A 24,992-nucleotide genomic window follows, 5' to 3' on the forward strand; every position below is an offset into this window, starting at 1 on the left:
GATTAAGCCGCAGAGCCAGCACCAAGGCTGTCGATTATGGCCTCAAGTTCATCATGTGGGCGCGCGATCACGTGGACGGATACGACTTCACCCACTTTGTTTGCCGCTGTCGCACCGGCATCCGCGGCGGCTTTGACTGCGCCGACTTCACCACGCACAAGGGTGGTGACTAGGCCTCCGCCAGCCTTGGTTTGGCCGACAATCGAAACGCTGGCCGCCTTGACCATCGCATCTGCCGCTTCGATCGCGCCGACCAGTCCGCGCGTTTCGATCATGCCCAGGGCCATTTGCCCCGCCACTGGTTTCGCCATTTTTCGTTCCTCCAAAGAAATTTAGATGTTTGGTGTTCTTGGTTCAGGTCGTGGACACGCGATCCACAATCGCGATGATCGCCAGATCGACGGGCGCGGTGGACAGACCGGCGGCCATACGCGCCGCCGAGCCGTTGACCAGCAGAACCGTATCCCCCACCCCTGCACCGCAGGTGTCGACGGCGACCCGCGCCGGTTCGATCACCTTGCCTTTGCTATCGACCAAATCCGTCACCAGCAGTTTCGTACCGACCAGTTTTGCGTCTTTGGCCGTGGCTGTGACGGTCCCGGCGACCTTGCCCAAATGCATCAGAAGGTCCTCAGGTAACGGTCCAACTCAACCGGAGTGACCTGTTGATTGAAGAATTCAAGCTCGCGCTCGGCCTGTTGCAATACCAACTCCCACAGCATTTCGCCCATGAGATCGCGAAGCCATTCGGATCCTCGCGCCAGTTCGATCGCCGTTGGCAAGTCGGTCGGGATCGGATCGCCGATCCCTTCTTCGTAACCGTTGCCGGTTGTCGGCTCTGACGGAGCCAGGCCCTGCTCGATCCCGTCCAGCCCCGCTGCAATCTCGGCCGCCAGCAGAAGGTAGGGATTGGCATCTGCACCAGCGTCACGTTTTTCTACGCGCACCGCGCTGTCGGATCCTTCAATGACCCGAATACCAACGGTCCGGTTGTCATAACCCCAGCTCGTGTTGATCGGGCAGAAAGTATAAGGCTGACGGCGTCGATAACCATTGACGGTGCCACTGCCACAGATTGCCGTTTCGCACATGCGTTGTTGCAGCCCGGCGATGAAGGATTTGCCGGTATCGTTTATCTTGCCGTTATCGGCAAAGACATTCTTGCCGTCTTTCCAAAGCGAGTAGTGTGTGTGGAAGCCGTTGCCGGACTGATCGAAGAACGGTTTTGGCATGAAGGTTGCCAGATAGCCGTGGGCGATGCCCAGCTGGCGGATCAGCGACTTAAACAAGACGACACGATCTGCCGCTGCCAGCGCTTCGCCGTAACGGATATTCACCTCAATCTGACCCGCAGCGTATTCGGGGTTCGATTGCTCGATTGGAATACCGCACTCGTTGATCTGTTGGCGGATCGGCCCAACGATGTGCTCCATCCGCGCAGCACGGCCCAGACCGTAGACCTGGATCCCGCTATCGCGCGGCTGTCCGGTCTCCGGATCCAGTAGATAGAATTCAAGTTCAGTACCGACATTGACCTCGAACCCCATTTCGCGGGCCCGTTCAACTTGACGCACCAACGCCTGACGCGGATCGATCGGAACAGGCTTGTGATCCATACCTTCCGCCCGACCAAAGCAAACAGCGACGCCTGGCTCCCACGGCACAGCGACGGGCTGGGTCATTGGGAAGACGTGCATATCGGGGTAGCCGTTGTCGAAATTGACATAAGGCGTATCCCAGACGTCGCACGTCATATCGATCGCCATCAATGCAATCGACAGCGCATTGCCGCTTTTGCAGACGTGGTCCCAGTGGCTGGCCGGAATGCGCTTGCCACGCATGATGCCGTTGAGGTCACCCACACCAAGTATGACGGTGTGCGTGCCTTCGGGCAGATCAAATCCCGAACTCATTGATGCGCTCTCCCTGTTTTTTGGCTTTATAATTGTTGTATTCTGTATACAGTATTCACAAAGACAATCGATAAACAAGGAAAATCTGCATCATGTCCAAGAACTCGGTCATCGTTGTCGGAGGCGGCATCGTCGGCGTCATGACGGCGCTTACACTGCAACGACGTGGTGAGGCAGTGACTTTGATAGATCGCTGGGAACCGGGACATTCCCGTGCATCTTCAACGGATTACAACCGTGTCATCCGTGCGATTTCCGGGCGGGATGAGTTCTATACACGTTGGGCCCGCGAAAGCCGCCTGCGCTGGCTGGAACTGCAAGCCGAGAGCGGCCAGAACCTGATGTATGAATGCGGTGCGCTGATTCTTGCAACAGGCGGTCATTGCGACTGGGAGAACGCCACAGCCGAAACCTTCGACCGCGTTGGTGTGCCCTACTACAAGTTCGGGCGGCAGGACATCGAATCGCGATTTCCGCAGTTTCGCGTTCCTGACATCGAATACGCCCTGTTCGAACCCGAAGCCGGAATGCTGATGGCGCATCGCTGTGTCCTGACCGGGCTTGAGCTGTTTCGTCGAGCGGGCGGGATCGTACAGCGCGGTCGCGTGACCACCGATGGATCAGAGCGCCCAATGCTGGATGGAAAGCCGCTTGAGGCTGATCTTATCATTGTCTCAACCGGTCCCTGGATGGCGGACATGTTCCCCAGGACGATCAAGCCGATATCGACGGTGGTTGGTGTGAATGTCCTCTATACCTCAACGCCAGATGGGTCCGAGGAGTTCGATATGAGCCGAATGCCCTGCTGGATCGATCATGGTCAGGGCTCATTCGGGCTGCCCTCCTCCGAGGGTTCAGGGGTAAAAGCGGCAGTCGTCATCCCGGACAAGATCGATCTGGACAATGACGAAAGGCTAATCCGACAGGAAACGCTGGGACGCACTCGCAGCTATATCCGTCATCGTCTTCCGGGCCTTGAGGGTGAGCGGGTGGTGGATTCCAAATTCAACCAAATCATCCTGACACCTGACACGCACTTTATTGTCGACTGGCACCCCGAGCATGAAAACGTGCTGTTCGCCGGAGGCTGCTCGGGACATCTGTTCAAACACGCGCCGGTTTTTGCAGAGTTTGCGGCCGGTGTTGGAATGAAGGATTTCGGAACGGCTGATCGTTTCAAGATCACCGGTCGAAGAAAACTGAGCCCAAAAGAAAGTCCAAGCGGGCGTTAACCTTCTGAAAGCGCCGCATAGAGTCCTGAATTCGGGCACTTTTCCTGAGGCAGGCGAACACCTGATCGAATTGCATCTCGGCAGGTCTTTGCTTGGCGACAATGTCCACATTTTTCCGCCAACTCAAGGCCAAGCTCAGGATGGGCGTTAAGATCATCTTTACTCAGGCCAAACTGACTAGCCATCGAGAGTATACGCTCTCGCGCGTTGGGCGCGCCAGAACGCAACATGGCCAAATCAGTGCGGGATAGGCCGAGATCCGATAGCTCCAGATCGCTGATACTTCCCTCGCGTGGAGCATTCACGATCCGCGCAATCCTCTCAAAGAAATCCTTGTATCCCGTCATTGCCAAATCTCCCAACCGATTGCGTATACAGTATACTTAGTGCGGCTTGGCTGGACTTGATTAGGATCAAGAGCCGTTCGCTCAAAGGCTTATTGCTCAGGGACGTATGTACCGCGAAAAAGCTCTACTGCTTGAAGCGCTGCAATATCGTCGGGCACATTTGCCGCGTTGACCGAGGACATCCCATCATCCGCTTCCGTAGCTGACAAAAGCACCTCTCGACCTCTGGTGAACAGATCGCGCAAGTGATGCGCCTTATATTCGGGATGAAACTGAACAGAGCGGGCAGGAAAATCATAATCCAGTGCACCAACTGGACAGTGGCCCGCTGATCCGGTCACCCGAGCCGAGTCCGGAATGCTTGTTACCTGATCCTGATGCCAGACATATGCATCCACGCTATCTCCGCCATAGTTGAAGGGCCGTGCGCCAACGACATTGCCTACCTCGGCTTTCTCGGCCCGACCACCATAGACGTCAGCCATGATCTGATGTCCGAAACAGATACCAAAGACTGGATTTCGGATTTCTCGACAACGGTCCAGGAAGGCACGTAGCGGCTGCATCCAATCCGTGTCATCATAAACACCAAATTCAGATCCGCCGACTATAGCGCCGTCGAAATCGCTCTCGTCCGGGAGCGGTTCTCCATCAACAACCCCCACTACTACGAACTCGGCTTCCGGTAGGTGTGGGGCGATCCACTCCTGAATCTGCTGTGAAGTCCGCGGCATTCCCTCCAACAATGGCAGCGGGTGGCTAGTCAACTCAAGAACTGCGATTTTCACCAGTCAAAAGCCCTGTCAATTCCAGCCATTTTCACCCCAGTGAAAGCTGACGCTTGAAAGCTAAGCGCGCGCAGGTCTTCAGTTTCCAGATTGTGTACCGAGGACTTTCCGCAGGCTTTCGCAAGCGCTGTAATCTCCATGGTCATGGCCGTCAGATAGCGCGCAATGCGCTCTGCCCCTGCATTCGGGTTCATACGAGCTTCGAGACTTTCATCCTGCGTCGCAATCCCGACCGGGCAGCGACCTGTGTGACAATGGTGGCAGGCACCGGGGGATGTTCCCAAGGCCGCGTAATCTTCGAGATAGCGCGGACTGTTGCACCCTAGCGCAACCATGGCCGCGTTGCCGATCATCACAGCGTCAGCACCGAGGGCCAGACACTTCGCCGCGTCCACACCGGACCGAATGCCACCGGCAGCGACCAGAGAGACTTTGCCGGTCATGCCGCATTCGTCTAATGCTTCACGCGCAGCGCGAATAGCGCTCATCGTTGGGATACCGGTATGGTTTAACAACAACTCAGGAGACGCGCCGGTACCACCTTCGGCACCATCAACTACTACAACATCAGCACCCGCTTTGGCGGCAACTGCCACGTCAAACCGGGGACGTGTCGCACCCATCTTGATGAAGATCGGCACCTGATAGTTGGTGGCGATGCGCAATTCTTCAATCTTCACTGCCAAATCATCAGCGCCGAGAAAATCTGGATGGCGGATCGTAGATCGCTGATCCACGCCTTCGGGCAAAGTTCGCATCTGGCTGACGCGCGGGCTGACCTTCATACCCAGCAACAGACCCCCGGTTCCGGGTTTCGCACCCTGCCCCACGACAAGTTCCAAGGCATCCGCGCGGCGCAGATGATCCAGATCCACACCATACCGCGCGGGTGACATCTGATAGAGCAGGCGTTGGGAGGCTTCGCGCTCCTCTTCCAGCATGCCACCCTCACCTGTGCAGGTCATGGTTCCTACTTTCGAGGCCCCATAGCCCAGCGATGCCTTGGCCGATGCCGACAAAGCACCAAAGGACATTGAAGCGATGTAGATCGGGATCTTCAATTCAAGCGGGCGCTCCACAAGGCCGCGCCCTCCACCCAGAACGGTCGTCGTATCGCAATTCTCGCGATAGCCTTCCAGCGGCAGGCGGGTCATCGTTGCAGGAACGAATGTCAGATCATCAAAAGTCGGCAATTGCTTGTTGAACGTGTTGTATCCACGCACCTGATAGCGCCCAAGCTGCGCCAGCGCGTGAACTTCCGAGATCGCCTCGGGTGTCCAGCGGGTCGATCCTCCTTCGTCATACGACGAAGGAACGCCAGCCGGGCGGCCGTCGATCGCTCCCGCATCGCGGAACCTGATTTCCTCTTCCGAGGCAACATCGAACGGATATTCGTAAGGTTTACTCAGATCATGAGCCATGCGCTTGCGTCCCTGCTTTCAAAATACCAAAGACGCTGGCCCGAAACCATTTTGCGCCAATTTCGCGAACTGTCGACAAGCCCGAGCGGGTCGAGGATCGCATCAACCTCGGCCACTTCTTCAGCAGTCGGTTCGATCACGTCGACATCCACACCCAGGCTGTCGACCTCGCCAGCTACCCAGACTTCGCCTTCCCAAAGCGCATCAGCACAGGATTCACCCGCACCGCCAAGCGCTATGATCCGACCGGAATGCGCCATGAAGCCGGACTGATAGCCAATCTTTCCTTCGACGACGATGTTTCCACCTTTCATCGCAACGCCCACCCTTGGCCCCGCATCGCCTTTGACATGGATCGTGCCGCCGATCATCGCAGCACCACAGGACATACCGGCATAGCCACCGACAGTGATGTGCCCTTTGGCCATACCTTCGCCAACGGCCCAGCCGCAGTTGCGTTCGATAGTGATTTTCGCCCCGGTATTGAGACCGCCGCAGTAATAACCAACCGACCCCTCGAAAGTGATATCCACATTGTCTGGCAGACCCACGCCCAAATTATGACGAGACAGCGTATCTACCACGCGGATCGGCCGACCCATTGTGCAGGCTTCCATTATCTCACGATTGACCTCGCGGATATGTCGCTTGCCGACTTCGATGACGATATCATCCATCTTTGCAGCCACCTCATTCATGCCGCCAAACTCCGGTTTCCGACGCCCCAGATACCGGTCAGCGACGGGCCGTCGTAGTTGATCACATCGCATTCCTCGGTCATCACCCGGCGGACCGCTTGTTCTTCGGTCGCAGCCGCCAGATCGCCATTGCGGTTGACGACGACCAGAGGCTTCATTGCAAATCGGTCTTTGGCAAACCCAATCCCGTTTGGCGTTGCGATCATGTAGGTAAACACACCATCGATAGAGGTAATGGACTTCTTTAGCGCCTGCTCCATGGTCAGGCCCGCCTTCATCTGGTCGCTGACCCAGACGGCAATCAACTCGCTGTCATTCTCAGTCAAGAACCGATAACCCATTCGGGTCAGCTTATCGCGCCAGGTGAAGTAATCGGTGATCTGCCCGTTATGTACGATCGCGACATCCGAAAATGGGCGCGCCCAGAACGGATGCGATGCGTTAGGCAATACCGAACTTTCCGTAGCAAGCCGTGCATGCCCCAGCCCATGTGTTCCTATCATATCGCGAACTCCGTGCTTTTCGGCCACGGCTTCGGCACCGCCAATATCCTTGATGATCTCAAGACTGCGGCCGCAGGATTGAACTTCAATGCGGTCTGTCAGCTCATCCGCGTCCGCGACCCAGGCTTGAAGATTCCTTGGGTCTGAAATTTCCATCCGAAAGCAATAGTGACGACTTTGGTCCGTTACGATTTGGGGGTCAGACAGAAAGCTGCTTCCGTGTTCACGCAATATCGTTTCAAACGCGGAGAGATCCGCATCCTGTTGAGACTTGTCGAATCCCATTCCGCGTAAAACGTATCCCGTTTCTCGTGGCAAACCATAAACGGCGAAGCCAGTGCTGTCGGCGCCTCGATGTTCCTGCGCATCCATCAGGTCAACAAGATCCGCCCCAACCTTCCCGGGCGCGGCCAGTATTCTACCAGCAATTCCACACATGAAGAGCTCCCTGTTCATTCTTTCCTGTATACTGTATACAGTACACGAACAATAGCAACCCCATTCGCCTTGGCAGCAGTTGTTTTATTGAATACAGAATTCATGAAGGACAGAAAGAGAGGCTCCGAGTGGCTCTGAAACAAATCAAAACACAGCGCAGACGCCTGGCCGACGAGGTCTATGACCAACTGGTCGAAGCCATCATGAGTCGCGAGATCACCGGTGAAGATCGGCTAGTGCAGGAAAAGTTGGCCGCCGAGTTGAACATCAGCAGGACGCCTGTACGCGAAGCGCTCATGCGGTTGGAGACTGAAGGCGTGTTGGAAGTGGCCGCCAGCGGCGGATTTCGACTGGCGCGCATGGACCAGACCGAGGTGCGGCAACTATACCAGGCACGCGCAGCCATCGAAGGTCAAGCCGCGCGCATACTTGCGGTACACGCTGAACCAGAGGTTCTTGATCGATTGCGCGAACTCATTCGTCGCGAAGAAGATCTGAGCCAGCCAACGACACGAGACTATTTTATCGCAAACCGACGCATTCATCGTGCCTTCATGGTTGAGGCGGGCAACAAATTTCTGATCGATATGTTCGATATGATCTGGGGCAAAGCGATGGCGTTCCATCTGTTTTCAGCGATTGAGAATGTTGATATCTCCAAATCGCTCGGAAACCACCTGACCCTTGTTGACGCGATTGCGACGGGTGATGTCACCGAAGCGCTGGAGACTTTCACCAGCCACATTCAGGAAGGTTTCGACCTTCAGATCGAAGGTCTGAAAGAAGCAGATAACGGTTAAACCGCGTTTCTGAGCGAGCGGCCAATCTGGGCCTTTGCCTGATTGGCCGCAGCTCGTTCAAATCACGAAATGCAGCCTGTCGAACTCAGCGCGCCATCCAGATACCTCGGATAGAACGGATTCACCGCTCAAGCCACGTCGGATCAGTTCTGCCAGACGCTCTGCATCTCCTGCTGTCATACCCCACCGGACCAGTTCGGGCGTGCCGATCCGTAGGCCATTCATGTCGCCTTCCACCGGCTCAACTGGCAATCCGATGCCACATGCCAGAAACCCGGATTTACGAAGCAGTTTGGAGGCAGTCTGACCGCCACCATACGGCGCTGCCAGTACCGCGAATTGATGCGAATTGGTGAAACCCTCTCCACCCGCGAAGACCGGAACACCTTGCGCATCCAACGCGGCAGCAAGTGCTTTGGACATCGCAATCATCTCATCTGCATAGGCTGAGCCAAACTCTTTCCAATCCAGCATGGTGACGGCAAGTGCAGCCGTCTTTGCGGCATCAAAGTTGGCTGTCATACCGGGGAAAGCAATTGCATCCAGCGCCTTGGCGATTTCTGCATCGTTTGACACAATCAGACCCCCGGCCGGTCCGCCCAGGCTTTTGTAGGTACTCATGGTCATGAAATGCGCACCCTCCTTCAGCGGGTTGGACCACGCATGCCCGGCGATGATCCCGCACTGGTGGGCGGCGTCGAACATGACCTTTGCGCCGATTTCATCCGCTATGGCACGCACTTCGGCCACGGGATGCTCAAACAGGTTCAGACTGCCGCCTATCGTGATTAGCATGGGGCATTCGGTCTTCGCCAATGCCCTCAAGCGTTCCAAATCAACGGTATACCCATCCGCATTGACGGGGGCCTCAATAGTGCGCAGACCAAACAGCCCCGCACACCCCGCCAAATGGTGAGTCACATGGCCACCAATCGACGCGGGCGGAGCGATTATCGCATCACCGGGATTGCAGGTCGCCATAAAACCATAGAGGTTGGCAATTGCGCCCGAAGGCACGCGAACCTCGGCGAATTGCGCGTCGAAAACATGGGCACACAACTCTGCTGCGATGACTTCGATCTCTTCGATCGCCTCCAACCCCATTTCATATTTGTCACCAGGATATCCCAGCGATGGTCTGGACCCGATGCCTGACGACAAAAGTGCCTCGGCCCTTGGGTTCATGACATTTGTCGCCGGGTTGAGATTGAAGCACTCTTTTTCGTGGATGCGCCGGTTTTCCTCTGCCAAATTCTCGATCCGGGCCAGTAAATCGCCAGACGACGTCGATGCGGCCTTGTTCGCGATATCCTGAATCAGGGTTTCGCTTGCGGCAGGCACCCAGTCTCTTTGTACAAGTGTCATCTGACATCCTCCTGTTTTTCGCAGTTTGGCGGCTTTCGCGTGACACCGCAAAGCAGAATTGTTATTTCTTGGCGTAGAAAAACTAAGGCTAGATCAATGAGTGTCGCCCCCAAACGCCCCAAGGGACCTCCGCTGAACGCAATGCGGGCGTTCGAGGCAGCAGCGCGGCATGTCAGCTTTGTCGCGGCGGCGGAAGAGTTGAACGTCTCACCGGGGGCGATCTCGCAACATGTAAAGGCGTTGGAGGGTTGGGCAGGTGCGCCGCTGTTTCGCCGCAACGCGCAAGGGGTTGAACTGACGCCCCAAGGTCAATCACTTGTCGCGGTCTTCACCACAGCCTTTGATCAGATGGGCGATGCCGCTCGGGACCTTCGGAACCTCAAGCCAAATGCCGATTTTCACATCGCCGCCTTGCCTGCTGTTGCCCAACTCTGGTTGCCCAAACGATTACGCCGGATCAGAGAGTGTTTTCCGCATATCAATTTTTCGGTCACGGCGCTGGAAACACCACCCAGCCTTTCGCGTGAGATGTTCGATTTGGCAATCTTCTTCGCGACCTTGGACGAAGCACCTGACCAAATTGTGCTGTGCGAGGATGAAACCCAACCGGTTTGCGCCCCTGCTCTGCTGGATCAGTTAACCGGCAACAACGGGTTTCAAGGCACTCCCTTGTTGCACGATCAGACGTGGAGCAGCGATTGGTCCACATGGTCGCGAAGCACAGGTTGTGAGGTCCCAGATGTCAAAACTGGCCCGCAGTTTTCGCTTTACAGCCTTGCCGTGGAAGAGGCCAAGGCCGCAGCTGGCGTGCTAATGGGGCACCTATGCTTACTCGAAGAGCCATTGAAATCTGGTGCACTCGTAACGGCCCACGCGCAATCCTGCCCGACAGGGCGTGCTCTAGCGGTTCAAGTGCCGGTGGCATCGCGACAAAGACCCGAAACCGATCAAGTCATCGCCTTGTTGTCAGATTGAGTCAAATCTCATCAATCCGGTGCATTGTGCACGACACTTCACATTGAAAGCCGTGCACAAAACAGTCTCGCATAGACCGCAAGGCAACTCAGATTTCATAGGGCATATGGCGGAGAGACAGGGATTCGAACCCTGGAGACGGTTTCCCGCCTACACACTTTCCAGGCGTGCGCCTTCGACCACTCGGCCACCTCTCCGGTAGAGGTGACTTATGCGAATTTCTGAACCGAGTGCAAGGCCCCTTTCGCAAAAATGGACGGGTCAGAAAATACGAAAGCTGGCAACAAATGGCAGATGATCCGAAACCTCATCCTTGAACGCCTCGCGCCCCATATTCATGGTCCAGTGCATTGGAAACAGTCGCAGGCTGCCGCGGACATAATCGGTGGAATAAGTGCGTGATACGGCAAAACCGTCCAGTAAATTGGCGCGACCCCTATCCAGAATATGCGAAAATCGGTCTTGCAGATCCCAGCACGAAACAAAGTCCATCATGTCATCCCCACCAAGATGGTGGAAATTGCTGACGTCCTGACCGGGGATCATGTTGAAGTCGCCCATCAGCAGAATCGTGCGTTGTGTCAGACCGGGGGTCGAGCGGATTTCAGCGATCTTATCACCGATGATCTTGCATTGGCTGTCACGTATCTGCTGCTCGGGCCGGTCTCGTCCGGATTTAAGATGCACAGCGATCAGCTTGGCCTTGAATTTGCCGACCTCGACATCGGCGATCAGGGCCTGACGTCCGCCGGGATCGTCACCTTCCGAGCCGTCGATCAGCTGCAAACCTGTCACCGAGACCCCCGGTTTGTGCAGAAACCCGATATGGATATTGCCGTTGGGCTGCGGCAGGATCTTGACCTGATAGTCCAGCCCCTTATCGGCCAGACCCAAGGCAAGCCGATCAATATGTTCGATGGGGCTGACCTCGACCAGAGTGATCAGTTCGGCGTCCAGCAGGGCCAGCCCTTCGATTTGATGGGTGACTCGGTCACTGCTGGCTGGAATACCCAGACTTGTGTTCACCGGATTGAAGCCGGCCAGATTCCAGACGGCAATACGCGCGAGGCTGTGTGAAAATGTAACCATCAAAATTCCTCCTGCAAATGACTTCAGACTACATCAAAATGAAACAGTCCGATAACCATTTGCGGGAAAATGCCGATCGCATCACGCTCAGTGGTTGTCGCCCTCGCCGTCCTGATCCCCTGCCGCGTCCAGATCGTCTGCTGTCATGTCCACTGGTTTTGTCGATGGCGCTTGGGGTGATAGGTCGTCATCCAAGGCAGAAGCATCATTGGACGGATCGGACTGACCCGTCAGCACCTCAGGGTTACGGAGCCACAGGTCACGCTGCGCGAACGGGATCTCGATACCTTCCTCAACGAACCGGCGATTGATCTCGTGGTTCATGTCGGATTTGACAGACAGCACCCAGTTCACATCCCGCAGGATTGCGCGGATTTCAAAATCCAACGAGTCTGCACCGAAGCCCTGGAACACTACGCTGGGCGCGGGATTGGCCAGAACCATCGGGTGCCCGTTTGCGATCTCGCCCAGAATAGTTTCGACCTTGCGGGTATCGGTACCATAGGCGACGCCTACAGGCACGATCACTCGGCCAATCGTATTGCCCCGGGTGTAATTCGTAACCACCCCACTGATCAGGTCCGAGTTTGGAACGATCACATCCGTCCGGTCGAACGTCTCGATCCGCGTCGACCGGACTGAGATATCGCGCACATATCCCATCATCCCGTTCACATCGATCCAGTCACCTTTGGAGATAGGACGCTCAACCAGCAGGATGATCCCTGAGACAAAGTTCGATACAATGGTCTGAAGACCGAAACCGATGCCGACCGACAAAGCACCCGCCACGATCGCAAGCGAGGACAAGTCAAAACCGGCAACCATGATGGCGATCAGTGCCGCCAGAAAAATTCCGACATATCCGGTACCCGACACGATGGCATTCTGCCCGCCGGGATCAATGCTGGTCTTCGGCAGCAGTGAATTGCGCAGCCCGCTTTGCAGCAAACGGGTCAGCGTATATCCAATGGCGAAAATGGCAACGAACGTCAGGAAGTTACTGGGTGAAATCGTAACCCCGCCAATATCGAACCCCAGCAACAATCGCGACCAAGCTTCAAGCAAGTCCGTCTGGCGCGCGCCCCAGTAAAGCGCCAATATCGGCAACGCCAGAATGGCAAGCGCGAACCCGACCAGAACCGAAAACAGTGAATCGCGCGCGGCGTCGCCCTGCCCCGAAAGCCAGCCATATACCGTACCAATAAATCGCTGCACGATCACTAGAGCTGCAATCAGAACCAGCGTTTTGATGGCAGGAAATACGATAGCTTCGGCAGCGTTAATGTATCCGAAAGCCCCCAGGATTGGAGTCGCAATCCCAAGCATGAACAAGGCGCGCCGCAGGAACTCGACCAATTGGCTGAACCCTGCGCCACGGCGGGTAGCTTCCTGGTCCGTCTGTTCTTGCTGAGGCTCTGATTGGCGGACCTGACGCACACGCAGCAGAAGAAGGGCCGACACCACAACGATCGGGAAGCCAACAACGGCACGGGTCGCGTCCGAGATATTCTCGATCTGCTCGAACAATTGCGCCAGCTCATGCAGAATAAGCATGACCGCCAACAGGTCGATATAAACCCGCAATTCTCTGATTTTGCCTGCGGACAGTCTTTGGAAGTTCTGCGCCGCTCCCATCAGATAGACCTGCCGGCCGATCCAATCAAAATAGAAGATAATCGCGGCCCAATAGGGGATTTGCTGGAACAAAAGTGTACCGCGCAGGCCCAGCACGCCAGTTAGCACGACGGCGGTGACCAACGCCAACACGCCCAACCAAGGCAATAGAATGCGCAACAGCGAGACAATAAAGGTCCAGACCCCGCTGCCGCTACCTCCTAGCGAGCGGAGATATTCGCCGCCTTTCTCGGACCATTTGCGCCCAAACAGCAATAGAACTGCTGAAACAACCAACAGCACGAGAATGCCAAGACCGCGCTCGCGGATTTGTTCGCGCACCACATCAGAGCGCAAGTTTTCGATGGTTTCGTTAATAAGACTGCGCGTCGCTTCTTTGATATCGACCCAGGCTGGACCCCAATAGATGGGGTTGATCGGCGATGGCCCGCGTTTCAGCATCTCTTTCTTTTGTCGGTCGCGGACGATCCGATCGATTTCGCTGATCAGCCCATTGGCACGGCTAAATGCCTCTTCCGAGATGATGCGGGGTACACGCAGGCTGTTCAGCTGTGTTTCGAGATGCGCGCGCAGATTGGCGATATCTTCAGGCTCGGTTTCCCCTTCGGCAGGCTTCGGGCCAAGCGCCTTGAGCTGGCTTTCCAGTGTCTGAATACGATCGGTGTTGGCACCCCGTGCCTTGTTAAAGTCTTCGCGATACTCGTTTATTTCCGAGCGCAAATTCTCTAGTGCGGCGTTGGATGCACGGTTCGCGCGAATAACAGATTCCGCCCGGTCCGCCGTGCTGACCCAGCCCTGATAATACTCGCTCTGCCGGTCAGTAAGTTGGGCAGAGGCGATCCCGCCCAACCCAATCAGGCAGAATAGCACCAGAACCAGACACAGGCGGACCTGTTGCAGCATCACACGTCCTCAAACACGCCAGGAATACTGCGCGGCGCATCGGTCATCCAATCGGGCACGGGAAGTTCCTTTTCACGCAGGAATTCAGGATTGAACAGTTTGGATTGATAGCGAGTGCCGTAGTCACACAAAATCGTAACAATGGTGTGCCCTGGCCCCAGTTCTTTCGCCAAACGGACGGCACCGGCAATGTTGATCGCGGTTGACCCGCCCATCACCAGACCCTCTTCGCGCAGCAGATCGAAGATATAGGGCAGCGCTTCGCTATCGGTAATCTGCCAGGAATGGTCAGGTGTGAACCCTTCGAGGTTCTTGGTAATCCGCACCTGTCCGATACCTTCTGCGATAGAACCACCCTCCATCGCGATCTCACCAGTGGTGTAGAAGGAATAGAGCCCCGCCCCCATCGGATCAGCCAAACCGATCTTGACACCCTTGGGCTGCAACGCTTCGGCCACCCCGGCCAGAGTACCACCCGATCCAACGGCACAGATGAAGCCATCGACTTTACCGCCGGTCTGCTCCCAGATTTCGGGACCAGTGGTTTCCACATGTGCCTGACGGTTGGCGACATTGTCGAACTGATTGGCCCAAATCGCGCCATTTGGTTCGGTTTGAGCCAATTGTTCGGCCAGACGGCGCGAATAGTGCACAAAGTTGTTGGGATTACGGTACGGCGCCGCAGGCACCTGCACAAGCTGAGCCCCCGCCAGGCGGAGCATATCCTTTTTCTCTTCGGATTGGGTTTCAGGAATGACGATCACCGTCTTGAACCCCATCGAGGCACCAACCAGCGCCAGACCGATGCCGGTATTCCCGGCCGTGCCCTCAACAATCGTGCCGCCGGGTTTCAGATCACCGCGCGCTATCGCATCGCGGATGATAAACAACGCAGCACGGTCTTTGACGGACTGACCCGGGTTCATGAATTCGGCCTTGCCGAGAATCTCGCATCCCGTTTCTTCGCTGACGCGACGCAGCCGGATCAAAGGTGTTTTACCGACAGCGTCGGCAAGGTCTCGTGCAATGCGCATGGCATCCTCTTGTCATATGGTATTGCAGCAGATTTACAGGTGCCCTGACGCGATCACAAGCAGGGATCACTTAGCGCGCAGTCGATCGCGGTTCCGCGCCAACCAATAAGCAAGAGTTAGAAGCGGCAGATCCTTGAAAACATGAGCATCTACCATGCTCATGAATTCATCAAACGGCAGAATTCTGCTGCGGATATCCTCACCTTCGGAAGCGAGGCCACCGCTTTCAACCGTACTAGTCAGATCCCCAAGACCGACATAGAGATAAACATATTCTGTTGACGATCCGCTGGATGAATAGGCACCACCTGCATATTCCAGTTGGTATAGTGAAATCTGCGCTTCTTCCATGGCCTCGCGGGTGGCCGCCTGCTGAGGTGTTTCGCCCGGGTCGATCATGCCAGCCACAGGCTCCCACATCCACGGCTCGGGGTCGTCGATCAGGAACACGGGCGCGCGGAATTGCTCTACCAGCAACACCGTATCGCGCACCGGATCATAAGGTAGGACGACCACAGCGGACCCTTGCATCAATCCATTGCGATGCAGCACCGGACTCATCTCGCCGTTATTCTGACGATGCTGCAGTTCAATTTCATCCATCCCAAAATAATTTATATAGGCGTGCTTGCGGTCATGAACGATCACGTCATCCGCAACGCTCCGCTCATCCCCCGTTCCACGTTGTCTTGCCGCTAATCTGGCCCAGGCGCGTGTTCTTATAGCTGGAAAGCTGCGCACGATGTCCAAGGCATCGACTCTTCCATAATGGGCCATCACCTCGTCAGCCGCGAACACCGAAAGCGCACCCCAATCCCTGATCCAGGTTTCAAGATCCCACGGTGCGCCTTTTTTCCAAATGTCAGTATCCGGAAAGAACACCAAGGCCTGATGTTCTTTTTCATCCTCAGTCACGATTGTCTCCGGGCGCAGTTCATATTCGAACCCGCCTTCATAGAAGACCAATCGACTACGCTCGACGTCACCTAGGCCCTGCACCAGAACGCCACTGGCCTTACTGCCCTTTTCGGTGACAATCATTGGAAAGGGTTGATCTTGAACCGCATATACGGCGTGATCGGGCAAAACAGCCTGCATCGCCGATAAATCGTCTGCGCTGCGACCCATGACGAGTTCCAGCAAAGAGACATGGCGCAGAGTGCCATAGAAAAACAGATTGGACAAAGTTGAGGCCCCGAATTGGCAGATCAGATTTAACGCCAGCGGCGAAAGGCAATTTCGGTAAGTATCCCGCTGAGAACAGCACCAAAACCCAGCGTAAGCAGGATTTCCGGTGCCAGAAGCTGTTCACCATAGCCAATCCCGATCTGAAAGATAGCAAGCAGAGCCTCAAACGGACCACCAAACCGATGGCGCATCGCCTGACTGAACATCTCGTAGGTGCCCTGAACGAACAGCCCCCAGAACACCAGCGCCGCAACACCGGTCAAACCGTTGTTGACGGCCGCGGTCCAGCCACGGCCAGCACGTTTACCCATGACAACCCAGCCGCAGATCCAACCCAGGATTATGTTCACGTAGGTGAAATAACCATAGTCCTTACCCTCTTCCCCGTTGTCGATAATCATGCCCGACACAAGGAACGCGATCACCAGCAGACACAACGCGGCGACGAGACGTGAGGCTGTAGGCATTCGATTTTTCCGTTCTTCAACTGGGTTTGGCTATCGTGATCTGTGTCACATCACAATTACCGGTGTCAAAGGCTGCGCCACATGCGGTCAAATAATAATTCCACATGCGGCGAAAACGCTCATCAAACCCCATCTCCGATATCTGATCCCACTTGGCATTGAATGTCTCGTACCAGCGTCGCAGGGTCAGATCGTAGCTTTTGCCAAACTCTTTTGAGCGTACAACGGTCAACCCCGCCTGATCGATCTGATCTCTAAGGATTGACGGTGCGGGCAGCATCCCACCGGGAAAGATGTATTTCTGAATGAAATCAACGCCGTTCTTGTAAATGTCCCAGCGATGATCCGCGACCGTGATGATCTGCAAAGTGGCATGGGCGCCAGGCTTCAACCGATCACGGACTGTGTTGAAATATGCGGGCCAGTATTTCTGACCGACTGCCTCGAACATCTCGATCGAGGCAATTCCATCATATTGACCCTGCTCATCGCGGTAGTCCTGTAGCTTGAACTCCACGAGATCAGAAAGTCCCGCTTTTTCAATTCGCTCTCTAGCAAACTTCAACTGCTCTTGGCTAATGGTCAGCCCGGTGACGCGCAGCCCACGCTCTTTCGCGGCATATTCGGCGAACCCGCCCCAGCCGCACCCGATCTCAAGGATATGATCCCCCGGTTTGGCCCCCATTTCATCCACCAGGCTGGCGTATTTCGCAGTTTGCGCCTTTTCGAGGCTTTCCTGACCCGTTTCAAATATGGCGCTGGAATAGGTCATCGTGTCATCCAGCCACAGGCCATAGAAGTCATTGCCGAGATCATAGTGATACGAGATGTTCTTTTTCGCCTGCGACCGGTTGTTACGATGCAACCAGAACCGCAGTCTTTCATAGGCTCGCACAAGAAACTGTCCGGTAAAATCATCGTAGACCGTTTCAGTTCCCAGATGCACGAGGTCCATGAAACTGCGTAGGTCCGGTGTGCTCCAATCGCCTTCAAGGTAGCCGTCCGAGAAGCCCAGCTCTCCCTCGCGAACCAGCCGGGAAAAGACGTCGGGGTCGTGGATGTCCACATGTGCCACGGGGCCTGGTTGGGGCGCATCCGCGCGGAAAATGCGTCCGTCTGGCAGCGCGATGTCAAGTCGGCCGCGCTCCATCCTCTTCAGCATCTTGAAGACTTGTGTAAAATATCTCGGCAGGTTTTCCTGCCCTTCGGTGCTCGTCAGGAACATCCGCTCTCCCCTCTGCGGTTGCGGGTCAAAGCTAGGACGGGATTCGGTTTCTGGCAAGTTTTCAGTTCCTTACTGGTCTTTTCCGGCATTATACGCGCCCAACGCACGGGCGCGGCCTTCCTTCAGCCCCACCACCGGTGCGGGATACATCTGGTCACGAGAAAGCCCCCATGATCGCGGCACGGCATCAAAATAGGCCAGCGCGGTCGATGGCGGCTCGGATTGGCCCTCGGCAATCCAGCGACGCACATAACCTGAGTTTGGATCAAACCGCTCGCGCTGTGTGTCGGGATTGAAGATACGGAAATACGGTGCGGCATCAGGGCCGCAACCGGCCACCCATTGCCATCCCATCGCATTTGCAGCTGGGTCCCAGTCGATCAGGCAATCCCCGAACCAGTCGGCGCCGATTTTCCAATGCGTCATCAGATGCTTTGTCAGATAACTCGCGACAATCATCCGCGCTCGGTTGTGCATGCGTCCGGTGACATACATTTGTCTTAGACCGGCATCGACAAGCGGAATTCCGGTTCTTCCCTGACGCCACGCGCGCACTTCGGGCGTGTCGGGATCAGTATTCCAAGGGAATGCGTCCCATTCAGGCTTCCAATTGGCACTCAGAAGATGCGGCCAGTGGTACATTAAGTGATATGCGAACTCACGCCACACAAGCTGACGCAGATAGCCTTCACCACCATGCGCCCCGGTTTGGTCGGCGATTTGCACTCGATGCCAGATTGTACGCGGCCCGATCTCGCCCAGAGCAAGGTATTCTGAAAGATCAGAGGTTCCAGATTGATCCAGTTGGTCCCGCTGTTCGCGATACTGATCAATACGTTCTAGAAACGCATCCAACTGGTCCAGCGCCGCATTTTCGCCCGGGTGGACAAACGGGCGGACCACTGCGGCCCCGCGCTGCATATCCCGATCCAGTCGCCAATCAGACAATTGATCGGACGCAGGCCAGGTTTTCGGCGTCATAAGCCGCGTGGGCACGGGCTCGGGCAAAGAGACTTCGCGCCCCTGCACTGATCGCCACATCGGAGTGAAGACCCGAAACGGCTGGCCGGTTTTGGTGGCGATCGTCCAAGGCTCAAACAGAAGTTGGCCAGCAAAAGACTGTGCCTGGATACCCTGTTCGGTCAAAGCGGCCTTGATCTGGGTATCCCTGTTGATCGCCTCCGGATCATAAGCCCGCGTCCAGAATACGGAGCCTGCCCCAGTTTCTCTGACCAGTTCACAAAGAACATCCAGTGCTTGACCCTGGCGCAGTATCAACTTGCTGCCAAGCTGCTCAAGCCTGCCGGCAAAAGCGTCAAGGCCCAGACCAAGGCGCCATTTCGGCGCGGCACCCAAAGTCTGAACCTGATGATCGAGAACAAATACGGGCACGATGGGTCGACCTGATTGCACCGCCGCGCTCAGCGCCGGATGATCTCCTAACCGAAGATCGCGCCTGAACCACAAAATGATCGGAGAATGATCAAAATTCATGTCCGCCCCATGTTTTCTTCGAACTACGAAGCGCCGCAGAAACTGGATCACAAAACGCGGTCAAGCGCCTCCAAAAGCTGATCAATTTCCTGTCGACTGGTGTAGTGTGTAAAGCTAAGGCGCAAGACCCCTTGTTCTGCGTCAACGCCCATCGCTTGCAACGGGCGATGTGCGTAGAAATCACCGCCACCTGCCATGATACCGTGTTTGGAAAGCTCGGCAGCAACAGGCTCGGCCTTCTTATTCAGACTTAACGCTACCGTCGGTGCACGCCGGCTGGCATCAGACGGTCCGATGAGGCGCAGAGCGTTCCGGTCTTTGACCGCGTCCAGCAGAGGTTGCAATAAAGTGACCTCGTGTTCCCGCATCAGATCATGCACAAAGGACCCCCTTGCCGAAGCTCCTGTTTCCGGTCCTCCATGATGGGCACAAAGCAGGTCCACATAGTCCGCCATGCCTGCGCTGGCCGCGATCTGAGCATGGTCAGGCCCGGCTGGTGTGAACCGCTTAAAAAGAGTGTCGCCGTTAAAATAATGCGCTTGGTTGGGCAGCAATTCACCCAAAGCTCGTCGAATAACCATGCAACCCTGATGCGGGCCATAGGTTTTGTAGGCGGAAAACAGATAGATATCAGGGCCCAGATCACCGACATTGGGGAACCCGTGCGGTGCGTAAGAAACCCCGTCGACACAGGCAAAAGCACCCGCAGCATGGGCGATCGCGGTGATTTCCGTGACCGGGTTGATTTCCCCAACGACATTCGAGCAATGCGGAAAGCACACCAGCCGCACTTTCTCGTCCAGCAAATTCTCCAAATCTTGCGGGTTCAAAGACCCACTCTCCGGATCAATCTTCCATTCCCGAATTTCGATCCCCTCATCGGCCAATCGCCGCCAGGGCCCCGAGTTTGCTTCGTGGTCCTGATTGGTCACGACAATCGCTTCGCCCGGCTGCATCCACTGCCGGAATGCCTGAGCCAGTACATAGGTGTTCTGCGTCGTCGAAGGGCCAAAGCTCAGCTCATCTGTTTCCACCCCCAATATCGCGGCAAGTCGCGCTCGTGCTTCGTCCATTTCCGCGCCACCCGCACGGCTCGCCTCATAGGGCGCGTAGGGCTGAACCTTTCGCTGGGTGTAGAACCGGCTCAACCGATCAAGCACAGGTTTGCAGGTATAGGACCCACCTGCATTCTCAAAAAAGGCCTGTCCTTGAAGGCTGGGTTCCGAAAAGGCCGGGAACTGTGCCCGAACGAATTCAATATCAAGAGCGCCCATCGCATCTCTCTCCCTTATCATGCACTACAGTCCGGGTCGTTGCCCGCGCAAAGTCCGGACATCCCCGAAAACAAGGCAGGTCTTCCAGCCCAGCCGCAGGTCCTTGGAACGGGTAAGGATCGACGGCAGCCCCCATGATGGCCCCATCACCACCAGCAGACCCGGCCAGATAGCCAGAGGCAGAAGGTTGGGTCAAGTGATTGCGTTAATGGTATTTTTTGCCGCCACGCAATGCGTGCACTGACGAAGTCATTGGCCCACGCGGGGCTTAGTTTCTTTTAGGTAGGAAAGTGCCGGGCAGAGATGCCCGGCTCAGTGTTGTTCAAATCAGCATTAGCCCTGAACTTTGGTATAAGTCCCCTCACCCGCCAGGATGCCGCGGAACCCGCCGGGTTCATCCAGACCGAAGACGATCAGTGGCAGATTGTTGTCGCGCGCCAATGCAATGGCCGATGCGTCCATCACGCGCAGCCGCTTGGCCAAAACATCGTCATAAGAAACCTGATCATAGCGCACTGCATCCGCGTGCACCTTGGGGTCTTTGTCATATACGCCATCCACACCGTTCTTGCCCATGAAGATCGCCTGACACGCCATTTCGTTAGCACGCAGAGTCGCAGCGGTATCGGTGGTGAAATAGGGGTTCCCGGTTCCTGCGGCAAAGATGCAAACCCGCTTTTTCTCAAGGTGACGAACAGCACGGCGGCGAATGTAGGGCTCGCACACCTCATCCATCCGAATGGCCGAAATTACACGTGTAAAGACCCCTACCCCCTCCAGAGCGGATTGCATCGCCAGCGCGTTCATGACAGTCGCCAGCATGCCCATGTAGTCGGCTGTCGTACGCTCCATCCCCTGCGCAGATCCAGACAGACCACGGAAGATATTGCCACCCCCGATGACCATGCAAATCTCAACACCAAGATCATGAACCGATTTGACCTCTTGCGCGATGCGCTGAACGGTGGGCGGATGCAGTCCGAATCCCTGATCTCCCATCAGCGCCTCGCCGGAAATCTTCAACATGACACGGTCATATGTTGTTTTTGGGGTCTCGGTGGTCTCGACGGAAGGGGAAAGGCTCATGTTGCGCTCCGGGCTGGCACGGGGTTATTTTCCGGCGCAAAATGAAGCAAAACCTCCGCAGGTTCAATGCGGATAGTCAGGAACGGGGCAACCAGTCATGGCCGACAACTCTGAGAACCGGCTTTTGGCGCAATTGCCGTCGATTCCCGATGACAAACCTGTATTGATCGCCGGGCCCACTGCCTCGGGTAAATCGGCGCTGGCGCTGTTGATCGCCGAGCGTTTCGGAGGCGTGATTGTCAACGCCGATGCCAGTCAAATCTATGACTGCTGGCGTATTATCTCGGCCCGACCCTCGCCCGAGGATGAGGCCCGCGCACAGCACCGTTTGTATGGGCATGTTGCCTATGACCAGACCTATTCGACTGGTCATTGGCTGCGAGAGGTCACGCCGATGCTGTCGCAACGCCCTCGTCCGATAATCGTCGGAGGGACCGGTCTGTATTTCACAGCTCTGACCGAGGGGATGGCCGATATCCCTGCAACCCCGCCGGAAATCCGGGAACACGCGGATAAGTTGCCGTTGCAAGAACTGATCGCGGGTTTGGACGGTCTGACCCTGCAGAGGATCGACACCCAAAATCGCGCGCGTGTTCAGCGCGCCTGGGAGGTTCAGAACGCAACCGGGCGATCCCTTTCGGATTGGCAGGCTGACACACCCGCCCCGATACTGGATATTCAAAACACGGTACCGATTGTTTTCGACGCCAGAAAAGACTGGCTTCTGGATCGCATCAACCGGCGGTTCGACCTGATGTTGGACCAAGGAGCTATAGAGGAAGTGGAGGCCATGCGCGATCGCTATGACCCCTCTTTTCCCTCCTATAAAGCGATCGGCGTTCCGGAGCTAATGGGCTACCTGGACGGCCGCATGACACTGGATGAGGCGCGCGAAAAAGCGACGATCGCGACACGTCAGTTTGCCAAGCGCCAACGCACATGGTTCCGTGCGCGCATGAAGTTCTGGCATCACCTTGACGCTGCGCGTTGAAGGTTGCAGCCGCCGGATACGATAAAGCCCAAAATAACAACGCCTTAATCAGCACCATGGTGAGAGATAGATATGTATCCATCTATCCGTCACAACGTGTCTCGTTTCCTTTCACATTGAAACTTTCCGAACCTCACTTTCTGCCCGGATGTCGTTTTTGTACCATCTATGACGATTTCCAACATTGACGCAGGGAAAAAACTGGTGCCGAATGCGGCTATGGGGATGTTGATAAATCGTAAATCCAAGCCCGTGGCCCTACCAACCGAGACCAAACGGTCCCTGTAGTGCCCGGCTCTATCAATCAGAAACACGAAATAAAAAAAATTATGTGTCACAGGGAGACATCTATGGAAAACCAGACAATCAACGGAAAGCCGATGCATTGGGCGGCAGAGATGCACGCCAAGGAATATCGTGAGGGCAATCTTAGCCGTCGTGAATTTCTGGCCCGTGTAACCGCGCTGGGCGTTGCTGTACCGACGGCATATGGCATGATTGGCCTGCAGTCACCGGCAGCCGCTGCCGAACCTCAGCGTGGCGGCACCATCCGCTATCAAATGGAAGTGCGCGCACTGAAAGACCCGCGCACATATGACTGGACGCAGATCGCAACCTTCACGGCTGGCTGGCTGGAATATCTTGTCGAATACAATAATGACGGCTCGTTCAAACCCATGCTGCTGGAAAGCTGGGAAGCCAATGATGACGCCACTGAATACACGCTGAACGTCCGCAAAGGTGTGAAGTGGAACAATGGTGACGATTTCACTGCCGAAGACGTAGCTCGCAATATCGAAGGTTGGTGCGACGGGTCTCTGGAAGGGAACTCGATGGCCTCGCGCATGGCCTCACTGATGGATGAGAGCACTCAGAAAGCCGCAGATGGCGCCATCACCGTTGTCGACTCGCATACAGTCAAGCTGAAGTGCAACGCGCCGGATATCACGATCATCCCCGGCATGGCAGATTATCCGGGTGCAATCGTACACAGCAGCTTTGATGCAAATGATATGCTGTCCAACCCAGTTGGTACGGGTTTCATGATGCCGGAAAGCCATGAGGTCGGCGTGAAGGGCGTTCTGGTCCGCAACGAAGGCTTTGACTGGTGGGGCTACGAAGCTGGTAAAGGCGGCTATATCGACCGGATCGAATTCATCGATTATGGCACTGACCCTGCTGCTTTCTTGGCCGCCTATGAGGCCGAAGAGATCGATATGAACTGGGAATCGGTTGGTGAGTTTGTCGACATCTTTGACAGTATTGGCCTTGTCCGCTCGGAAATCCCATCGGGCTTTACCATTGTCATTCGCCCCAACCAGCTGGCTGAAGACGCCGATGGCAACAAAATCTATGGCGACAAGAGGGTCCGTCAGGCCCTTGCCATGGCAGTTGACAACGCCGTCTGCCTTGAACTTGGCATGTCCGGCTACGGCATCACTGCCGACAACTGTCATGTAGGCCCGATGCACCCCGAGTACGACTCGGCTGTGACGCGTATCCCTTACGATCCGGCAGGCGCAAAGGCGCTGATGGACGAAGCGGGTATGGGCGATTTCGAACACGAAGTACAGTCGATCGACGATGACTGGCGTCGCAATACCACGGCTGCGGTAGTGGCTCAGTTGAACGATGCGGGCATCAAGGCAAAGCACACGGTTCTGCCTGGTTCGACATTCTGGAACGACTGGACCAAGTACCCGTATTCCTCGACCAACTGGAACCACCGCCCGCTGGGCACGCAGGTTCTGGCACTGGCGTATAAGTCGGGTGTCGCTTGGAACGAATCTGGTTTTGCCAACGAAGAGTTCGACAAGCTGCTGGCCGAGGCGAACTCGATCGCGGATGTCGATATGCGCCGCGAGGTGATGGCGAAACTGCAGGCGATCATGATCGACGAAGGCGTGGTCATCCAGCCCTATTGGCGGACCGCGATGCGTCACCACCGCGACAATATGGTCGGTGTCGAAAAGCACATTGCGGACCTGCCGCAGCTTTATAAGTTCGGCCTGACTTCCTAAGCCGAAACCTACAAGGGCCGCGCCGAACTGGCGCGGCCCTTCGTCCTCAATACGGCGACCAGAATAATAGCAATGCGTGGGGCGAAATGCCTGTCACGCCAG

General features: G+C 56.0%; 23 protein-coding genes and 1 tRNA gene. 5 read left to right on the plus strand and 19 right to left on the minus strand.

The window, feature by feature from the left end:
• Positions 1-2 precede the first annotated feature (2 nt).
• The 3 genes from ACR0MJ_RS06215 to ACR0MJ_RS06225 are packed head-to-tail and all read right to left on the minus strand — an operon-like array spanning position 3 to position 1,913.
• The gene (locus ACR0MJ_RS06215) at positions 3-311 is read right to left on the minus strand and encodes a BMC domain-containing protein (RefSeq protein WP_170393275.1); all 309 of its coding nucleotides are present in this window, start codon (positions 309-311) and stop codon (positions 3-5) included.
• A 43-nt stretch (positions 312-354) separates the two neighbouring features.
• Positions 355-621, minus strand: coding sequence for a EutN/CcmL family microcompartment protein (locus tag ACR0MJ_RS06220; protein WP_170393276.1), 267 nt, complete (start codon positions 619-621; stop codon positions 355-357).
• Positions 621-1,913 carry a glutamine synthetase family protein gene (locus ACR0MJ_RS06225; protein ID WP_170405351.1) on the minus strand — a complete coding sequence of 431 codons (1,293 nt, stop codon included), beginning with the start codon at positions 1,911-1,913 and terminating at the stop codon, positions 621-623. Before ACR0MJ_RS06225 ends, ACR0MJ_RS06220 begins: the two co-directional genes overlap by 1 nt.
• Before the next feature lie 92 nt (positions 1,914-2,005).
• On the opposite strand from ACR0MJ_RS06225, the gene ACR0MJ_RS06230 reads away from it, so the two are divergent.
• Positions 2,006-3,145 carry an FAD-dependent oxidoreductase gene (locus ACR0MJ_RS06230; RefSeq protein WP_170393278.1) on the plus strand — a complete coding sequence of 380 codons (1,140 nt, stop codon included), beginning with the start codon at positions 2,006-2,008 and terminating at the stop codon, positions 3,143-3,145.
• Here ACR0MJ_RS06230 and ACR0MJ_RS06235 read toward each other — a convergent pair.
• The 5 genes from ACR0MJ_RS06235 to ACR0MJ_RS06255 all read right to left on the minus strand — a co-directional run bounded on the left by ACR0MJ_RS06235 (position 3,142) and on the right by ACR0MJ_RS06255 (position 7,340).
• Positions 3,142-3,492 carry a hypothetical protein gene (locus tag ACR0MJ_RS06235; protein WP_480759921.1) on the minus strand — a complete coding sequence of 117 codons (351 nt, stop codon included), beginning with the start codon at positions 3,490-3,492 and terminating at the stop codon, positions 3,142-3,144. The two genes, ACR0MJ_RS06230 and ACR0MJ_RS06235, sit on opposite strands and share 4 nt — an antisense overlap.
• Before the next feature lie 89 nt (positions 3,493-3,581).
• Complete coding sequence (locus tag ACR0MJ_RS06240) at positions 3,582-4,226, minus strand: type 1 glutamine amidotransferase (RefSeq protein ID WP_480759924.1); 645 nt, start codon at positions 4,224-4,226, stop codon at positions 3,582-3,584.
• A gap of 50 nt (positions 4,227-4,276) precedes the next feature.
• On the minus strand, positions 4,277-5,701 hold the full coding sequence (locus ACR0MJ_RS06245; RefSeq protein WP_170393281.1) for an FMN-binding glutamate synthase family protein: 1,425 nt from the start codon (positions 5,699-5,701) through the stop codon (positions 4,277-4,279).
• On the minus strand, positions 5,686-6,399 hold the full coding sequence (locus ACR0MJ_RS06250; protein ID WP_480759926.1) for a GltB/FmdC/FwdC-like GXGXG domain-containing protein: 714 nt from the start codon (positions 6,397-6,399) through the stop codon (positions 5,686-5,688). Before ACR0MJ_RS06250 ends, ACR0MJ_RS06245 begins: the two co-directional genes overlap by 16 nt.
• Positions 6,396-7,340: a class II glutamine amidotransferase domain-containing protein gene (locus ACR0MJ_RS06255; protein WP_170421277.1), complete on the minus strand. Its 945-nt coding sequence runs from the start codon at positions 7,338-7,340 to the stop codon at positions 6,396-6,398. The genes ACR0MJ_RS06250 and ACR0MJ_RS06255 overlap by 4 nt, the downstream gene beginning before the upstream one ends.
• Before the next feature lie 128 nt (positions 7,341-7,468).
• Here ACR0MJ_RS06255 and ACR0MJ_RS06260 point away from each other — a divergent pair, with 128 nt between their 5' ends.
• The gene (locus ACR0MJ_RS06260) at positions 7,469-8,140 is read left to right on the plus strand and encodes a GntR family transcriptional regulator (RefSeq protein ID WP_170405336.1); all 672 of its coding nucleotides are present in this window, start codon (positions 7,469-7,471) and stop codon (positions 8,138-8,140) included.
• Between the two features lie 57 nt (positions 8,141-8,197).
• Here the strand turns inward: ACR0MJ_RS06260 and ACR0MJ_RS06265 are convergent, their stop codons facing one another.
• Positions 8,198-9,505 (minus strand): aminotransferase class I/II-fold pyridoxal phosphate-dependent enzyme, encoded by a 1,308-nt coding sequence (locus ACR0MJ_RS06265; protein WP_480759930.1) that lies wholly within the window; start codon positions 9,503-9,505, stop codon positions 8,198-8,200.
• Between the two features lie 96 nt (positions 9,506-9,601).
• On the opposite strand from ACR0MJ_RS06265, the gene ACR0MJ_RS06270 reads away from it, so the two are divergent.
• Positions 9,602-10,480, plus strand: a complete 879-nt coding sequence (locus ACR0MJ_RS06270; protein WP_170635624.1) for a LysR family transcriptional regulator — start codon at positions 9,602-9,604, stop codon at positions 10,478-10,480.
• Positions 10,481-10,587: 107 nt separating this feature from the next.
• Here ACR0MJ_RS06270 and ACR0MJ_RS06275 read toward each other — a convergent pair.
• The 10 genes from ACR0MJ_RS06275 to pyrH form a co-directional block, all read right to left on the minus strand.
• A tRNA-Ser gene (locus ACR0MJ_RS06275) sits at positions 10,588-10,677 on the minus strand.
• A gap of 64 nt (positions 10,678-10,741) precedes the next feature.
• Entirely contained in the window at positions 10,742-11,569 is an 828-nt protein-coding gene (locus tag ACR0MJ_RS06280; RefSeq protein ID WP_170732004.1) for an exonuclease/endonuclease/phosphatase family protein, read from the minus strand.
• Between the two features lie 87 nt (positions 11,570-11,656).
• On the minus strand, positions 11,657-14,110 hold the full coding sequence (locus tag ACR0MJ_RS06285; RefSeq protein ID WP_480759935.1) for a DUF3772 domain-containing protein: 2,454 nt from the start codon (positions 14,108-14,110) through the stop codon (positions 11,657-11,659).
• On the minus strand, positions 14,110-15,144 hold the full coding sequence (locus ACR0MJ_RS06290) for a cysteine synthase A (protein WP_170393289.1): 1,035 nt from the start codon (positions 15,142-15,144) through the stop codon (positions 14,110-14,112). The genes ACR0MJ_RS06285 and ACR0MJ_RS06290 overlap by 1 nt, the downstream gene beginning before the upstream one ends.
• Positions 15,145-15,210: 66 nt before the next feature.
• A complete protein-coding gene (locus tag ACR0MJ_RS06295) occupies positions 15,211-16,329 on the minus strand; it encodes an NUDIX domain-containing protein (RefSeq protein ID WP_480759939.1) in 1,119 nt (372 codons plus the stop codon).
• Positions 16,330-16,358: 29 nt separating this feature from the next.
• Entirely contained in the window at positions 16,359-16,799 is a 441-nt protein-coding gene (locus tag ACR0MJ_RS06300; protein ID WP_170405320.1) for a TrgA family protein, read from the minus strand.
• A gap of 16 nt (positions 16,800-16,815) precedes the next feature.
• On the minus strand, positions 16,816-18,024 hold the full coding sequence (locus ACR0MJ_RS06305; protein WP_170393292.1) for an SAM-dependent methyltransferase: 1,209 nt from the start codon (positions 18,022-18,024) through the stop codon (positions 16,816-16,818).
• A 69-nt stretch (positions 18,025-18,093) separates the two neighbouring features.
• Positions 18,094-19,518 (minus strand): cryptochrome/photolyase family protein, encoded by a 1,425-nt coding sequence (locus ACR0MJ_RS06310; protein ID WP_170421262.1) that lies wholly within the window; start codon positions 19,516-19,518, stop codon positions 18,094-18,096.
• A gap of 47 nt (positions 19,519-19,565) precedes the next feature.
• Entirely contained in the window at positions 19,566-20,792 is a 1,227-nt protein-coding gene (locus ACR0MJ_RS06315) for an aminotransferase class V-fold PLP-dependent enzyme (RefSeq protein WP_170608850.1), read from the minus strand.
• A 333-nt stretch (positions 20,793-21,125) separates the two neighbouring features.
• Complete coding sequence (pyrH, locus tag ACR0MJ_RS06320) at positions 21,126-21,878, minus strand: UMP kinase (protein WP_170393296.1); 753 nt, start codon at positions 21,876-21,878, stop codon at positions 21,126-21,128.
• A gap of 97 nt (positions 21,879-21,975) precedes the next feature.
• Between pyrH and miaA the strand changes: the two genes are divergently transcribed.
• Together miaA and ACR0MJ_RS06330 are read left to right on the plus strand one after the other, a co-directional pair.
• A complete protein-coding gene (gene miaA / locus ACR0MJ_RS06325) occupies positions 21,976-22,869 on the plus strand; it encodes a tRNA (adenosine(37)-N6)-dimethylallyltransferase MiaA (protein ID WP_480759946.1) in 894 nt (297 codons plus the stop codon).
• Positions 22,870-23,219: 350 nt separating this feature from the next.
• Positions 23,220-24,890 (plus strand): ABC transporter substrate-binding protein, encoded by a 1,671-nt coding sequence (locus ACR0MJ_RS06330; RefSeq protein WP_170393298.1) that lies wholly within the window; start codon positions 23,220-23,222, stop codon positions 24,888-24,890.
• Positions 24,891-24,992 lie beyond the last annotated feature (102 nt).

The sequence above is a fragment of the Ruegeria sp. C6 genome, from assembly GCF_056537625.1.